This is a genomic window from Rothia mucilaginosa (assembly GCF_964210535.1).
Classification (GTDB): domain Bacteria; phylum Actinomycetota; class Actinomycetes; order Actinomycetales; family Micrococcaceae; genus Rothia; species Rothia mucilaginosa_F.
Window position 1 is genome coordinate 63,455 of sequence record NZ_CAXOMR010000006.1, and the last position, 14,176, is coordinate 77,630.

At 59.9% G+C, this 14,176-nt stretch carries 13 protein-coding genes; 2 read left to right on the forward strand and 11 right to left on the reverse strand.

Features of this window, described 5'->3' with window-relative positions; all coding sequences use genetic code 11:
• Nucleotides 1–37: 37 nt before the first annotated feature.
• From AB8C10_RS03530 to AB8C10_RS03540, 3 genes are all read right to left on the reverse strand, one after another.
• Nucleotides 38–1,714, reverse strand: coding sequence for a transporter (locus tag AB8C10_RS03530; protein ID WP_368866850.1), 1,677 nt, complete (start codon nt 1,712–1,714; stop codon nt 38–40).
• Nucleotides 1,690–2,658, reverse strand: a complete 969-nt coding sequence (locus AB8C10_RS03535; RefSeq protein WP_368866851.1) for an ABC transporter ATP-binding protein — start codon at nt 2,656–2,658, stop codon at nt 1,690–1,692. The genes AB8C10_RS03530 and AB8C10_RS03535 overlap by 25 nt, the downstream gene beginning before the upstream one ends.
• Nucleotides 2,659–2,981: 323 nt before the next feature.
• Entirely contained in the window at nt 2,982–4,010 is a 1,029-nt protein-coding gene (locus tag AB8C10_RS03540) for a tetratricopeptide repeat protein (protein WP_368866852.1), read from the reverse strand.
• A gap of 306 nt (nt 4,011–4,316) precedes the next feature.
• On the opposite strand from AB8C10_RS03540, the gene AB8C10_RS03545 reads away from it, so the two are divergent.
• Nucleotides 4,317–5,603: an AI-2E family transporter gene (locus AB8C10_RS03545; RefSeq protein ID WP_368866853.1), complete on the forward strand. Its 1,287-nt coding sequence runs from the start codon at nt 4,317–4,319 to the stop codon at nt 5,601–5,603.
• 171 nt (nt 5,604–5,774) lie between these two features.
• On the opposite strand, the gene AB8C10_RS03550 is transcribed toward AB8C10_RS03545, so the two are convergent.
• A complete protein-coding gene (locus AB8C10_RS03550; protein ID WP_070690097.1) occupies nt 5,775–6,593 on the reverse strand; it encodes an alpha/beta hydrolase in 819 nt (272 codons plus the stop codon).
• Nucleotides 6,594–6,677: 84 nt separating this feature from the next.
• A complete protein-coding gene (locus AB8C10_RS03555; RefSeq protein WP_083309155.1) occupies nt 6,678–7,004 on the reverse strand; it encodes an ATP/GTP-binding protein in 327 nt (108 codons plus the stop codon).
• 203 nt (nt 7,005–7,207) lie between these two features.
• On the opposite strand from AB8C10_RS03555, the gene nucS reads away from it, so the two are divergent.
• Nucleotides 7,208–7,921, forward strand: coding sequence for an endonuclease NucS (nucS, locus tag AB8C10_RS03560; RefSeq protein WP_005506450.1), 714 nt, complete (start codon nt 7,208–7,210; stop codon nt 7,919–7,921).
• A gap of 261 nt (nt 7,922–8,182) precedes the next feature.
• Here the strand turns inward: nucS and AB8C10_RS03565 are convergent, their stop codons facing one another.
• The 6 genes from AB8C10_RS03565 to AB8C10_RS03590 form a co-directional block, all read right to left on the reverse strand.
• Complete coding sequence (locus AB8C10_RS03565; RefSeq protein WP_049340652.1) at nt 8,183–8,440, reverse strand: F0F1 ATP synthase subunit epsilon; 258 nt, start codon at nt 8,438–8,440, stop codon at nt 8,183–8,185.
• Nucleotides 8,441–8,442: 2 nt separating this feature from the next.
• Nucleotides 8,443–9,906, reverse strand: coding sequence for a F0F1 ATP synthase subunit beta (gene atpD / locus AB8C10_RS03570; protein WP_005507810.1), 1,464 nt, complete (start codon nt 9,904–9,906; stop codon nt 8,443–8,445).
• Between the two features lie 56 nt (nt 9,907–9,962).
• Nucleotides 9,963–10,904, reverse strand: coding sequence for a F0F1 ATP synthase subunit gamma (locus AB8C10_RS03575; RefSeq protein ID WP_049340654.1), 942 nt, complete (start codon nt 10,902–10,904; stop codon nt 9,963–9,965).
• A gap of 75 nt (nt 10,905–10,979) precedes the next feature.
• The gene (atpA, locus tag AB8C10_RS03580; protein WP_005506458.1) at nt 10,980–12,605 is read right to left on the reverse strand and encodes a F0F1 ATP synthase subunit alpha; all 1,626 of its coding nucleotides are present in this window, start codon (nt 12,603–12,605) and stop codon (nt 10,980–10,982) included.
• A 187-nt stretch (nt 12,606–12,792) separates the two neighbouring features.
• Nucleotides 12,793–13,605 carry a F0F1 ATP synthase subunit delta gene (locus tag AB8C10_RS03585; protein ID WP_049340656.1) on the reverse strand — a complete coding sequence of 271 codons (813 nt, stop codon included), beginning with the start codon at nt 13,603–13,605 and terminating at the stop codon, nt 12,793–12,795.
• Complete coding sequence (locus AB8C10_RS03590; protein ID WP_049326923.1) at nt 13,605–14,162, reverse strand: F0F1 ATP synthase subunit B; 558 nt, start codon at nt 14,160–14,162, stop codon at nt 13,605–13,607. Before AB8C10_RS03590 ends, AB8C10_RS03585 begins: the two co-directional genes overlap by 1 nt.
• Between the last annotated feature and the right edge of the window lie 14 nt (nt 14,163–14,176).

The following is a 14,176-nucleotide window of genomic DNA, read 5'->3' on the forward strand; positions in this document are numbered from 1 at the left end:
CTCTTTTATTCCTGATGCACTGGAGCTTCGACTCTTGTTAGTTCGCCTGGAAGCGTGCCACGCGCTCCAGCATCTTGGAGCTGACCTTGTCGTAGCGATGGCCGCCCCACGCCACGCCGCCCACGAGCAGTGCGGCACCAATCAGCAGCTGAATCAAGCCACCGAAGACGAGGGTCAGCATATCCTGCGTGCTGAAAATATACACGATAACGGAGATACCGCCGGGTAGTGCGCTGAGCATCACCAAAATAATGGTGAGCATCAGCAGTAGCTGCTTAGCGAAGCCGTCAGTGTTCTTCGGGTTCTTGAACGGGTTAGCCCCGGGAGGCGCCACAGGCGGACTAATGAAGGTGTCCATCACGCTGCCCATGCCAGCCGCTGCGGCGAGCACGCCAAGCTGGTGCATCAGCACAATGGGGAAAAGCTCCAGGTGCCCATTTGCCGCTGAGGCGACGAACACCATCACCACTACGATCGGAACCATCAGGATGCTGTAACCCCAAAGACGGCCGAGACGATCGTCAATACCGCGCAGCGGGGAGAGCACATGCAGGCTGAATGCGGTGTTGTCGTAGGAGACGAGGTAGCACATGTAGTAGCCGGTGAAAACGGTGCAGAAGTACATCCAGAATCCGAAGAGCTGCATGACGCCGCTATTGATAATCTGGTTGGCTTCAGCCGCGTTGATGCCATTAAAATCAACATGAGTTTTAACGGACCCTACAGAGCTCAGGAACAGCGGCATGCCCACCGTCAGTATCAGGTAAAGCATGGCGGTGCTTACGGTTAGCAACTGCAGACGGTTGTCTTTCATGAATGAGTGCAGGGTTCGTGCTGCCACGGCGCCACGCGGGGTTGCGGGGAACCGTGCAAACAGGCCCAAATCGCCTGCAGCGACTTCGGCTGCGCTCGCGTGGTGGGCGCTACCGCCCACATTCGCCATGGAGCGTGCCAGGTTCTTACCCCACAGCCACCAACCGCCGACCAGGTAGACGAGGGTCAGAGTCAGGCAGCCAAGGGCGGCGCCCATATTGCCGCTCGCCATAAAGTAGGGCACCGCAAACGCGGAGCCGAAGGGGGTCACGCTGAGCCACGGCAGGTAGGGCAGCACCTCTTCCCAGTGCTTGGTCAGGTAGGTTATCGTTCCACCGAAGATAAAGCCGGCGCTCATCATCAGTAGCATGGCAACGATCATCAGGGTGTTGGCGATGCGCGGGTTATCGTTCAGCGCCATGCCCAGGCGGTTAGCGAGGCGCGCCCACACCATGAGGTTCGCAAGGCCGAGCACGCAGCAGATGAGGTACACGACCAGCGCGAGCGGCTGCGATATAAACGTGATAGCGCCCAGCAGCACGGCAATGATGCTGGCGATGCCGGGGATACCCACGAACCCGCCGAGGAACTGGCCCTTCTGCAGGGTGGAGGGTTTGATGGGGAAGAGCACGAATCGGCTCTCGTCCAAGGTGCCGTCCAGTCCGCTGAAGAAGATAGGGACGATAGCCCAGGCGAGCGCAATAACCGCGCCTACCAGGAGGGTTCCGAGCTGACCGTATTCGGGTACCTCCGAGTTAGCGATAACGTATGCGGAGCCGAGGCCGAAGAGCATACCGCCCGCATAAAGCGCCGCAAAAATCAGGCCGATGAGCGCCCAGATGCTTCGGCGGAAGGAAGCGAGCACATACTGCCACTTTAGTGAGACGAGGTGCCCAACCATGACAATCCTTCCGAGGAGGTGCGGCCGCCGACCAGCTGCACAAATCGTTCTTCAAGGCTCACGCCGGCGCGTACTTCGTCGACGGTTCCGGCGGCGAGAATACGGCCGGAGTCCATGACGGCTACGTGGTCGCACAGGCGCTGAACGAGGTCCATCACGTGCGAGGAGATAATGACAGTTCCGCCGGAGGCAACGAAGCCACGCAGAATGTCCTGAATATTGGCGGCAGAAACCGGGTCGACCGCTTCGAAAGGCTCATCCAGGATCAGTACGGAGGGCGCGTGAACGAGAGCGGCGGCGAGCGCAATCTTCTTGGTCATACCGGCGGAGTAGTCGGCAACGGCACGACCCGCAGCGTCGGTCAGGTTCATGGCCGCGAGCAGATCCTTAACGCGGGAGGCGACGGTTTCCTTATCGATTCCGTGCAGGTAGCCGGAGTAGGTGATGAGCTGCTCGCCGGTGAGCTTGTCGAAGAGGTGCACGCCGTCGGGCAGCACGCCCAGGTGTGCCTTGGCTTTGAGCGGGTCGGTCCACATGTCGATGCCGCGCACGTATGCGGTGCCTTCGTTGGGCTTGAGCATGCCGGTGACCATGGAGATGGTGGTGGTTTTACCGGCGCCGTTGCGGCCGACCAGTCCGTAGAAGGATCCGGAGGGGATGTCGAGGTTGATGCGGTCGACGGCGACCTTCTGACCGAATGCCTTGGTGAGGCCGCGGATTTCGATGGCGGGTCGAGCGCCTGCCGCCGGTGCGGTCTGCGGGGTGACGGGTAGCTGTGGTGCCACCGATGCGGGTACGACAGCTTCCGGCGCTGCAGATTCGGGGACTATAGCTTGAGGTACTGCCGCAGCGGGTGCTGCCTCTACTGCGGTCTCTTGTACCGGGTTCTGCTGTGAACCTGGCTCTTGCGGATTCGGGTCCTGGGAAAAGTGACTAGTGTTCATATTGTCACCCTATCACCCCTTGTAGAAAGGTCTATAGGGTTTGGCGATAAAACCCGCATATTACGCATCTGTCATGCAGTATATGGACATTCCGGAGCTCTATTTGTAGCGTTCAGCCACGCTATCTGTCAGGTTGGGCTGGTCGCTCTCTCTCCCCCCCCGAACCCGCTCTCAATAGCAGACGCAAAACGGGCTACCGCCCACCCAGTAGCACGAGTGCAGAGGTAGACGATAGCCCGTCCGTATTCAAAGTTTCAGCAGACTAGATCAGCCAGTTAGACCGGCTCAGCTCCCTTCGCAAGCTGTTTTGAGAACAGTGCCTTTTAGAACAGCGCCATGGTCAGTGCCGCACGCGCCTTCACGGTACGCGGGTCAGATGCACCCACCACGTCGAAGAGCTGCACGAGGCGCTCACGCACGCGCGCCTTATCGTCGGGGCCGACGGCGCTGAACAGGCGTAGCAGACGGTTGTAGGCGTCCTCCACATGGCCGCCGACCAGGTCCAGGTCGGCTACGTTGAACGCGGCGTCAATGTTCATGGGGTCTGCCGCGGCGGCCGCGCGTTCGGTTGCCATGTTCAGGTCCTTCACGCGGGCGAGTAGTTCAACCTGTTCCAGGCCGAGCTTCGCTTCCTTATCGCCGGGGTTCTCGGCAATTGCCTTGCGGTATGCGGCGCGTGCACCCTCCAAATCGCCGCGGTCGAGGGCGGCGACGGCTTCTGCGTGCAGGGGCGGCAGGGGCTTTTCGTCTTCGGGAACGACCGGGTCGAAGCCGCCGGGCAACTGGTACTGTGCCGCGAGCTGCAGAACCTGGGAGAGCACATCGCCGAGGTCTTCTGCGCTGACCGGGCCGGTGTAGATTGGTGCCGGGCGGCCCGCCAGAACAGCAACGCCCGCGGGCACGCCGCTCACGCCGAATGCCTGGGCGGCTTCGGGGAGCTTGGTGACGTCCACGGCGGCGCAAATCATGGTGCCTGCGGCGGAGTCGACGAGCTTCTGCACGCCCTCAAGCATCTGCAGGGAGGAGGGCGAGTGCGGCGCGTAGAGCGCAAAAATCACGGCACCCTGGCTGGAGAGCTGCACGAACTTCTGGAACTCTTCGGGGGTGTTGACCTCGTAGCGCCAAGTGGGTGCGGAGGGGGTCTGCTCACCGGTCTGGGCATTACCCTGCGCCCCGGTGCCCTGTGCCGCTGCGTTCTGCGCCCCGGCGTTGGGGTTCAGTTCCATGGCGTTGCGTACGGAGGCGGGAATCTCCTGCGCTGCACCGCTCTGTCCTGCGCCGCTCTGGGCGCCGTTACCCTGTGCCGCGTTCTGGGATGCGCCGCGGTCTGCCGGATCAAAAATAATGCTCATCCTGGGCTCCTTTACGTTCTTATCTATCGTTCTTATCTATCGTTGCGTGCGGGCTAAATCCTTCACGCGTTCCTTCCTCTATTATCCCCACAACGCGCCGTTGCGAGCGCGTGTTCCTTGCCGCCTACGCTCTGAGCTCATGCCGGGGATTATGTTTGGGCTAGTGTCCGGACCACCCCGCTGATACCTCTCCCACCTGCGCTCCCATACCTCTAACGTTCACCGTTGACGCCGTAACAAAGTAAACCAGCCGGTAGAATGGCACAGTAGAGAAAAAATACCCGGAATGATCCGGAAAGGAAGAGCATGAGCGAGAAGAAAGCATCAGCAGCTCCCGAAGAGACGTCATCGTCTGACGAGCCACGCAAGAAGGAATCCCTCACCGACCAGATTACGGAGACCTTCAGCGAGCTGACCGAAAGCATCAGCCAGGTGCGTTCCAACCGCCGCCGTGCGTCCATGCCTCCTACGGATACCATTCCGGTGGTCCCCGCCGCTTCTGAGGATGCTCCCCCGGCGCCGAAGGTGGTCGGTAACGGCAAGACCTCCATGATGCACAACCCGGTTGCGTTCGGTTTCCTCATGACCGTTGGCGTCGGTTTGGCGCTCTTCGCCTACTACATTTTCAATAATGTGGGCGCTCTGGTGGGTTGGGTGACCGGTGCTATTTTCATTGCTCTGGGTCTGGACCCGATTGTGCGTCGCCTGGAGTCATGGGGCATTAAGCGCGGTATCGGTGTGATTGCTGTGCTTGCTGGTTTTGCTGGCGCCGTGACCGGTCTGGTCATGACCATTGGCCCGATTATTAGCGAGCAGGCTTCTAAGTTCGTTCAGTACGCGCCGGGTATTTATCAGAACACGATTGATTCTGATTGGTACCACGAGCTTGATCAGCGTTTTAGCATCAGCACCTGGGTGAATGAGAACGTCCCGAAGTTCTTGGAGTCGACGTTCTCCTCTTCGCAGGTCAATAGCTTCATGTCGAGCCTGGTTTCTGCGGGTTCTACCCTGGCGCAGAGCGTGACCGGCGTGATTATTGTGCTGTTCCTGTCCCTGTACTTCCTCACGTCGATGGACACGATTAAGGCGTGGGGTGTGCGTTTGGCGCCGGCGTCTAAGCGTGTGCGTGTCAAGTACATTACCGACAAGATTACTGAGTCGGTGGGTAACTACGTGATGGGCCAGGCGATGGTAGCCATTCTGAACGCCCTCTTCGCATTCTTCATAATGTTGTTCTTGGGCTTTAGCTTCCCGCAGTTGATGGCTTTGGTGGTCATGATTCTGGCGTTCATTCCGCTGGTTGGTGGCGTGATTGCGCTGATTTTGACCTCGCTGATTCTGCTGACTCAGGACTGGAGCCTTGCGTTGTGGTTTGCGGTGGCGTACTTCCTGTACTTGCAGGTGGAGGCGTACCTGATTTCTCCGCGTATTATGGCTCGCGCTGTCTCGGTCCCTGCCGGTGTTGCAATTATTTCGGTGGCTGCCGGTGGCGCGCTCTGGGGCGTGCTGGGTGCGCTGATTGCTATTCCGGTGGCAGCTTCCATGCTGATTCTGGTGCGTGAGGTGTTCATTCCTCGCCAAGACCAGTTATAGTCACCGCCCAACTGTAGTCACCTCCAGCTGTAAACAGCTCTAGGTTTCTCTACGCGCTCGCTACTCTTCCCGCGGGGCACGCATCGCGTATAGATACGAAGGCGGCGGCTTTGGATGTTCTATCCAAAGCCGCCGCCTTCATGCTTTATGCCGTGTTTTTATGCCGAACTTTTAGAGCTCAGTGATTTCTTCTGCCACCGGGCCGCTGTATTCGGTGGGCAGTTCGGTGGGTGCACCGGTGACGATGCTGACCACGGTGTTGAGGACCTGCTGCACGGACTTCTCGCCCACCCACAGGTGCTTGCACCCCTCAAAGGGAATCACCCGAGTGCGCGGTACAGCCGCGAAACGCTCACGCGCCGCCGGAGGCTGCAGGTAGTCGTCGTGCTCGGGCACCAGCGCGTACAGCGGGTTCGAGATCTTGTTCCACTCGTCCAGCTCAGCCGGGTGCACACGGTGCAGCGGCGGAGAGAGCAGAATAGCGCCGGTGAACTCGTCCGCGTATTCGGGCGCGTACTTGAGCACCAGCTCGGTGCCGAAGGACCAGCCGACCAGCCAGGGGTTCGGCAGGGCGCGCTCGCGCACGAACTTCAGGATTGCGTCGAAGTCCTTCTTCTCGGCAAAGCCGCCGTCAAAGACGCCTTCGCTGGTGCCACGAATCGAGGAGGTGCCGCGAGTGTTGAAACGCAGCACCGCGATGTTCGACAGCGCCGGCAGGCGGAAGGACGCCTTCTTGTACACGTGCGAGTCCATGTAGCCGCCGTGGGTGGGCAGCGGGTGGAAGGTCACCAGGGTTGCCTTGACTTCGCCTTCGGGCAGGGCGAGTTCACCGACGAGGCGCTTGCCGTCCGCGGTGGTGACGGTGAAGTTCTCGCGGCGTGCCGGCAGGACGGTACGTGCCTTGATGGGGGTGGGCTCAGCGGCGGTGCTGAAGACGTAGCGGGCGGGATCGAATTCCTGCTCGCGGGTGATATCGGCGGTGTTGCTCATTGCGTTCCTTCAAGAAATGGATTCGAGAATGTGGTCTTGGTCAAAAATGTGGTCTTAGGCTGCACCTCAAGTGCAGTGTTCAGCCTATTTACGGCGGGTGCGCCAGCAATGCTGATGCCAGTGCCTGCGCTCGTCAATGGCGCGGCTACGGCCCATTGTGTGGCTTTCTTGCCACACCACCAGGTGCGCTGTTCTGGGCGGAATTGGGCGGTAGCATTCGGGGCAGGTGTAGGTTTTTTGGGCGTTGACGGCGGGAATGTATTGCACCAGCCAGTCACCGTATCGGTCACGTTCCAGTCGGGGCGCAGGGTCGAGGATCCTGCTGATATCACGCCCTGCGGGTGCTTGACGGTGCCACTTATCGCTGGTGGTGCCGGATACTCGCCTGCCGGGATGATTCTTACGTGCCATGAGCCCTATTCTACCGCGCCGCTCAGCTATCTCTATCTACCAGCCCTGCCGCTGTTCGCTCTACGCTCTTCCACATACTGGCGTGGTACTCATGCTGAGGCGGTACTCCCCCGCCCTGTACCGTGACCTGTACCAAGCTCAGATTCCCTAGCTCATACCCTCACCTGCTAGAGCCAAACACTCGTACCTGCTAGAGTGGACGGATGCGTATTGTCATTGCTGAATGCTCCGTAGATTATGAGGGCCGCCTCCGCGCCCACCTGCCCCGCGCTACCCGCCTGCTGATGGTCAAGAATGACGGCTCCGTCCTCATTCACTCCGACGGCGGTTCCTACAAGCCTCTGAACTGGATGAGCCCTCCCTGCTCCCTGCTGGTGGCTGAGCGTGAGGACGTTCCGCAGAGCATCCGTGAGGACCTGGAGTCCGATGTTCAGCAGCTGTGGACCGTTCAGGCAGCTAAGAGCGATGACCGCCTCATGATTCGCATCTACAAGATTGAGCACGAGCACGCCACCGACCTGGGTGTTGATCCCGGCCTCATCAAGGACGGTGTGGAGGCTGATCTGCAGCGTCTGCTCGCAGAGCAGATCCACACTCTCGGTGAGGGCTATTCGCTGGTGCGCCGCGAGTACCCGACCGCTATCGGTCCGGTAGACATCATGGCGAAGGATGCGCACGGCGTCTCCGTGGCGGTTGAGCTCAAGCGTGTGGGCGATATTGACGGTGTGGAGCAGCTGACCCGTTACCTGGAGTTGCTCAACCGTGACCCGCTGCTGGCACCGGTGCGCGGCGTATTTGCGGCACAGACGATTAAGCCGCAGGCACGTACCCTGGCTGAGGACCGCGGTATCCGCTGCGTGAGCCTGGACTACGATGCGATGCGCGGCGTGGACGACTCCGCTGACCGTCTGTTCTAGCTGACCGTCTGTTCTAAACGGCTCTAGGCTAAGCAGCTGCACATAGCTTGAGGGGCGCCTCCCGACCATGGGAGGCGCCCCTTTTCAGCCCATCATCTTTCTGCCCGCGCTCTTTCGGCGCACGCGTTCTTTCTGTGCACACTCTCGTTCTGCGTAAACAATCTACCCCCGGATACACCAATCGCCGGTGCCCCTCCCCTTTCAGGGTGGAACACCGGCGAGGTGTACACAGTGGCTAATTCCCGCTGAGGGGAACCAGCTTTAGATCTGTGCGTGCTTTGCAACGATGGTCACGTGATCGTTCGAGACGGTCAAGAAACCTGCGTTGAGGATGGTCTTAATGGGCTCACCATCAACGGGTTCAATGAGCAGCTCGCCGTCCTGTGCCAGCAGCGTGCAGGTGGGGATCATGCCCGGCAGGATGCCGAGGTCACCGCTGACGGAGCGTGCACGAACGTACTTCGCTTCGCCAGTCCACACGACGCGTTCGCGGGAAACAACTTCAACTTTCAGAGCCATGATTACTTAGCTCCAGTCTGTGCCTTGATTTCCTCGTAGCGGCGCATAACGTCGTCCATACCACCAATGTTGTAGAACGCCTGCTCGGGGATGTGGTCGACATCGCCGTTGCAGATCATCTGGAAGGACTCGATGGTGTCCTTCAGCGGAACGGTCGAACCCTCGACACCGGTGAACTGCTTTGCAGTGTAGGTGTTCTGGGAGAGGAACTGCTCGATACGACGTGCACGTGCCACGACGATCTTCTGCTCCTCGGAGAGCTCGTCCACACCCAGAATCGCGATGATGTCCTGCAGTTCCTTGTTTTCCTGCAGAATAGCCTTCACACGAATTGCGGTGTCGTAGTGCTCCTGACCGATGTACTGTGCGTCCAGAATTCGGGAGGTGGAGGACAGCGGGTCAATTGCCGGGTACAGACCGCGCGATGCGATTTCACGAGAGAGCTCGGTGGTCGCATCCAGGTGCGCGAAGGTGGTTGCCGGCGCCGGGTCGGTGTAGTCATCCGCAGGCACGTAAATTGCCTGCATGGAGGTGATGGAGTGACCGCGGGTGGAGGTAATACGCTCCTGCAGCAGACCCATTTCGTCCGCCAGGTTCGGCTGGTAACCCACTGCGGAGGGCATGCGGCCCAGCAGGGTGGAAACCTCAGAACCTGCCTGAGTGAAACGGAAGATGTTGTCGATGAACAGCAGCACGTCCTGGTTCTGAACATCGCGGAAGTACTCCGCCATGGTCAGACCGGTCAGTGCCACGCGCAGACGGGTTCCCGGGGGCTCATCCATCTGGCCGAACACAAGAGCGGTGTCCTTCAGAACGCCTGCTTCTTCCATTTCGACCCACAGGTCGTTACCCTCACGGGTACGCTCGCCAACACCGGTGAACACGGAGGTACCACCGAAGTTACGAGCCACACGGGTAATCATTTCCTGGATCAGCACGGTCTTACCCACGCCTGCACCACCGAACAGACCAATCTTACCGCCCTTGATGTAGGGGGTCAGAAGGTCGATGGACTTAATACCAGTCTCCAGCATTTCGGTGGAGCCTTCCAGCTCTGCGAAGCCGGGAGCGGCACGGTGGATCGGCCAGTAGGTGTCAGCCTTGATCTCGGAGTTCGGCACGTCGAGTGCGTCACCGAGAACGTTGAAGATGTGGCCCTTCACGCCGTCACCAACGGGGACGGAGATCGGTGCGCCGGTGTCGACTACAGCCTGACCGCGGACCAGGCCGTCAGTCTGCTGCAGGGAGATAGCGCGAACGATCGAGTCGCCCAGGTGCTGTGCGGTCTCGAAGGTGATGGTGCGGGTGCGACCGTCGAGGGTCAGCTCGGTGGTCAGAGCGTTGTAAATCTCGGGGACCTGACCGGCGGGGAACTCGACGTCGACCACGGGGCCGATGACGCGGGCAATACGACCCGTTGCGCCCTGAGTCGGTGCGGAGACCGATTCGTTGTAGGTGGCAGTCATATTTCTCACTTACTTAGAAAGTTTGGACAGTTGATGGCTTCGTTGGCGTACAAGTACTAGGAGCCGAGGGCGTCTGCGCCGCCCACGATTTCGGAGAGCTCCTGAGTAATTTCCGCCTGACGTGCGTTGTTCATCAAACGGGTGTACTTGGTAATCAGCGTCTCAGCGTTGTCACCTGCGGTCTTCATCGCGCGCTGGCGGGATGCCAGCTCACTTGCTGCTGCCTGCAGGAGGCAGGAGAAGATACGCGATGCAATGTAGCGCGGCAACAGCGCGTTGAGCACTTCCTCGGCGGAGGGCTCGAACTCGAAGGATGCCGCCTGCTCGTACTCAGCCTTGGTCAGTTCCTGGTCGGGAACGATTTCCTCGCCCATAGCCTTTGCGTCACCCACGTGGATGGGCAGCAGGCGCAGGATCTTGGGTTCCTGAACAACCATCGACTTGAACTCGGTGTATACGATGTGCAGTTCGTCCACGCCGCCCTCTTCGAAGGGCAGGTCGTAGGCTTCGAGCAGCGCGTCACGAATTTCGACGGCAGTTTCAACACGAGGTGCATCGGTGTGCCCCTCCCACGCACGGGCGTAGGGGCGCTCACGGAACTCGAAGTAAGCCTTTGCCTTACGGCCAACCAGGTACAGCTGTACCTCCTGGCCGTTAGAGCGCAGCCTCTCAATCAGAGATTCGGTACGACGCAGGATAGCGGAGGAGTACGAACCTGCCAGACCGCGGTCACTGGTAACAACCAGGATTGCGGAGCGACGGTGTTCGTAGGTTCCGAACTCGTGCGGCTTGTGAATCAGCGGGTGCTTAATACCGTGCTGAGTCGCAACCGCAGTCACCACGCGGGTCAGAGCGTTCGCGTAAGGGCCGGCTGCCTGAGCAGCGTTACGAGCCTTGTTAATGCGGGAGGTCGCGATCATCTCCATCGCCTTGAAGATCTTCTTCATAGACGACGTCGAAGCAATCTTCTGTCGGTAAACCCTAATCTGGGCTCCCATAGAGCTTCCTTTCTCCTTGCTTTCTGCCCCGCCCCAGCCTCATAGCTGAGGCGGGGAGAAGGCGAGGACTAATCGCTAACCGATGGTTTCCTGAGTGATGTCGCTATCGCGAGCTGCCTTGTGCTCCTCGTGACCTGCGTCGACGAGGTGGCTGCTGCCCTCAGACTTGAAACCCTGCTTGAAGTCAGCAACTGCGGACTTCAGAGCTGCAACGGTGTCATCCTCAAGCTTGCCGGAGGAAGCGATATCGGTCAGTACCGAGGTCTTGTGACGCAGGTACTCGATGAAGCCTTCCTCGAAGCGCAGCACGTCGGAAATCTCGATGTCGTCGAGGTGACCGGAGGTACCAGCCCAAATGGAGACAACCTGCTCTTCAACTGCGTACGGGGTGTACTGCGGCTGACGCAGCAGCTCGGTCAGGCGAGAACCGCGGGTCAGCTGTGCCTTGGTTGCATCGTCCAGGTCGGATGCGAACATTGCGAACGCTTCCATCGAACGGTACTGTGCCAGCTCCAGCTTCAGGGTACCGGAGACCTTCTTCATAGCCTTGGTCTGTGCGGCACCACCAACACGGGAGACGGAGATACCGACGTCGACTGCCGGACGCTGGTTAGCGTTGAACAGGTCGGACTGCAGGAAGATCTGGCCGTCAGTAATGGAGATGACGTTGGTCGGAATGAAGGCGGAAACGTCGTTTGCCTTGGTCTCAATGATCGGGAAGCCGGTCATCGAACCTGCGCCGAGGTCGTCGGAGAGCTTAGCGCAACGCTCCAGCAGGCGGGAGTGCAGGTAGAAGACGTCACCGGGGTATGCTTCACGTCCCGGCGGGCGGCGCAGCAGCAGGGACACAGCGCGGTATGCTTCTGCCTGCTTCGACAGGTCGTCGAAGATGATGAGGACGTGCTTGCCACCGTACATCCAGTGCTGGCCGATAGCCGAACCGGTGTAGGGTGCCAGGTACTTGAAGCCTGCTGCGTCGGATGCGGGAGATGCCACGATGGTGGTGTACTCCAGCGCGCCGCGAGTCTCAAGGGTGTGGCGGACAGCTGCAATGGTGGATGCCTTCTGGCCAACAGCCACGTAGATGCATCGAACCTGCTTCTCGGGGTCACCGGAAGCCCAGTTGTCCTTCTGGTTCAGAATGGTGTCGATCGCGATAGCGGTCTTACCGGTCTGGCGGTCACCAATGATCAGCTGACGCTGACCGCGACCGATCGGAATCATCGAGTCGATTGCCTTCAGACCGGTCTGCAGCGGCTCGTGAACCGACTTACGCTGGGTCACGCCGGGAGCCTGCAGCTCCAGTGCGCGGCGGCCTTCAGCCTCAATGGGGCCCAGGTCATCGATCGGGTTACCGAGGGGGTCAACAACGCGACCGAGGTACGCGTCGCCAACGGGCACCGAGAGGACCTCACCGGTGCGGTGTACGACCTGGCCCTCTTCAATACCGGTGAAGTCACCCAGGACAATCACACCAATATTGCGGGTATCCAGGTTCTGTGCGAGGCCGAGGGTGCCGTCTTCGAAACGAAGCAGCTCATTCGCCATAACCGAGGGAAGGCCCTCGACACGAGCGATACCGTCGGAGGCCGATACAACTCGACCCACCTCAACACGTTCTGCATTGCCGGGTTCGTAAGACGCTGCAAACTCGTTCAGCGCATTACGGACATCTTCGGCATTGATGGTCAGTTCGGCCATCTTGTGTCCCTGCTCTCTCATTGTGGTTGCGTTCCGTCAACGGAACCAACCGAAACTTGCAATTCGGGTTGAACGGGCGGGCAATGCCACTGCTTCTGCGAAGGAGGCATCTGCCACGCACCCGCAACCCGAGGTATCTTCTAAATCACCGTTGCGACGAACGGTTCAGCGTCGCTAGCTTGAGCCGCTAGCCGATGGAACGAGCCAGGTCGGACATGCGGGTCTCGACGGTACCGTCGATCACCTCGTCGCCCACCTGAACACGCAGACCGCCCAGAACGGCGGGGTCCACCGAAACGTCGAGCTTCAGCTCACGGCCGTACACGGCGTTGAGCGCGCGACCGAGACGTTCAAGCTGTGCCTGCGACAGCGCAATCGCGCTAGTTACTCGCGCAATGTAACGGTTCTGTCGCGTGACGATGATTTCTGCGAACTCATCGGCTACCCGTGCAGCGTGACGGCCGCGGGGGTTGGAGCCAACTCGTTCGAGCAGAAGCACACCTTCGGCGGTGGTGGCGGGGCCACCGAGCGCCACGGCGAGCTTCTTCTTTGCTTCTTTGCTTGCCTGATGGTCGGACAGCGCTTCCTGCGCCTGAGCGTTGGAATCAACGGTACGCACAAAGGTGAGTAGTTCGTTGAGTACCTCGTCCAGGGCGTCCACGCCACCGCGAGACTGAGCCGATGCGGTCACGGCGAGCACTGCTGCACGCTCCAGGGCATTCGCCAGATCAGCATCATCGGACCAGCGCTGAGCCACCGCACTGGTGAGCACAGCCATAGCCTGAGAAGAGATCTTGCCGCCGAAGACGGTGTTAGCGATACCCTGACGTGCTGCTGCATCACGCGAAGAATCGGTGACAGCACGGCGCAGGGTGCCGTTGTGGTCGAGAACATCAACCACAGCGAAAAGCTCGCTCGCCAGGTTCAGGGGCTGCAGGGAAGCGTGAGCTTCCAGCACCTCTTCCACCTTGCTCAGTGATTCAGTAGATACTCCTGCCATTACCGAGCCGCACCTGCGTTCTGCTTCTCGGTTTCAAGGTCAGCAAGAAAACGATCTACCACACGGGCCGATCGCTCATCATCGTTGAGGGCTTCGCCCACAATCTTGCCGGCAAGGGTCGTAGCAAGAGTGCCAACCTCGGAACGGAGGGACACTGCTGCTGCCGCACGCTCTGCCTCGATAGCCTTTGCTGCATTATCGCTAATGCGCTGAGCCTCAGCGGTTGCACGCTCGCGAGCATCGGCAATGATTGCCTCGCCCTCTGCGCGTGCCTCTTCACGAATCTTCTGAGCCTCCAGTCGAGCGCTTTCGAGCTGCTGGGTGTACTCATCGCGAGCCGCTGCAGCCTCTGCCTGTGCCTTCTCGGCCTTGGCAAGGCCACCTTCGATTGCTTCCTTACGGTCCTGGTAGATCTTCTCGAACGCCGGGACAACGTACTTAGCAACGATGTAGTAGAGGATCAGGAATCCGATGAGGGTAATGACAATTTCCCCGACGTCGGGAATCAGGGGGTTCGAAGTTGCCTCCGCTCCCCCTTCGCTTGCCAGATAAATCATGGAGGGAATCCTGT

Excerpts from the sequence above, each read along its gene's own strand:
- atpD (WP_005507810.1), bottom strand. The coding sequence starts at position 9,906 with ATGACTGCCACCTACAACGAATCGGTCTCCGCACCGACTCAGGGCGCA.
- nucS (WP_005506450.1), top strand. The coding sequence starts at position 7,208 with ATGCGTATTGTCATTGCTGAATGCTCCGTAGATTATGAGGGCCGCCTC.
- atpA (WP_005506458.1), bottom strand. The coding sequence starts at position 12,605 with ATGGCCGAACTGACCATCAATGCCGAAGATGTCCGTAATGCGCTGAAC.
- AB8C10_RS03535 (WP_368866851.1), bottom strand. The coding sequence starts at position 2,658 with ATGAACACTAGTCACTTTTCCCAGGACCCGAATCCGCAAGAGCCAGGT.
- AB8C10_RS03545 (WP_368866853.1), top strand. The coding sequence starts at position 4,317 with ATGAGCGAGAAGAAAGCATCAGCAGCTCCCGAAGAGACGTCATCGTCT.
- AB8C10_RS03565 (WP_049340652.1), bottom strand. The coding sequence starts at position 8,440 with ATGGCTCTGAAAGTTGAAGTTGTTTCCCGCGAACGCGTCGTGTGGACT.
- AB8C10_RS03555 (WP_083309155.1), bottom strand. The coding sequence starts at position 7,004 with ATGGCACGTAAGAATCATCCCGGCAGGCGAGTATCCGGCACCACCAGC.
- AB8C10_RS03575 (WP_049340654.1), bottom strand. The coding sequence starts at position 10,904 with ATGGGAGCCCAGATTAGGGTTTACCGACAGAAGATTGCTTCGACGTCG.
- AB8C10_RS03550 (WP_070690097.1), bottom strand. The coding sequence starts at position 6,593 with ATGAGCAACACCGCCGATATCACCCGCGAGCAGGAATTCGATCCCGCC.
- AB8C10_RS03590 (WP_049326923.1), bottom strand. The coding sequence starts at position 14,162 with ATGATTTATCTGGCAAGCGAAGGGGGAGCGGAGGCAACTTCGAACCCC.
- AB8C10_RS03530 (WP_368866850.1), bottom strand. The coding sequence starts at position 1,714 with ATGGTTGGGCACCTCGTCTCACTAAAGTGGCAGTATGTGCTCGCTTCC.
- AB8C10_RS03585 (WP_049340656.1), bottom strand. The coding sequence starts at position 13,605 with ATGGCAGGAGTATCTACTGAATCACTGAGCAAGGTGGAAGAGGTGCTG.
- AB8C10_RS03540 (WP_368866852.1), bottom strand. The coding sequence starts at position 4,010 with ATGAGCATTATTTTTGATCCGGCAGACCGCGGCGCATCCCAGAACGCG.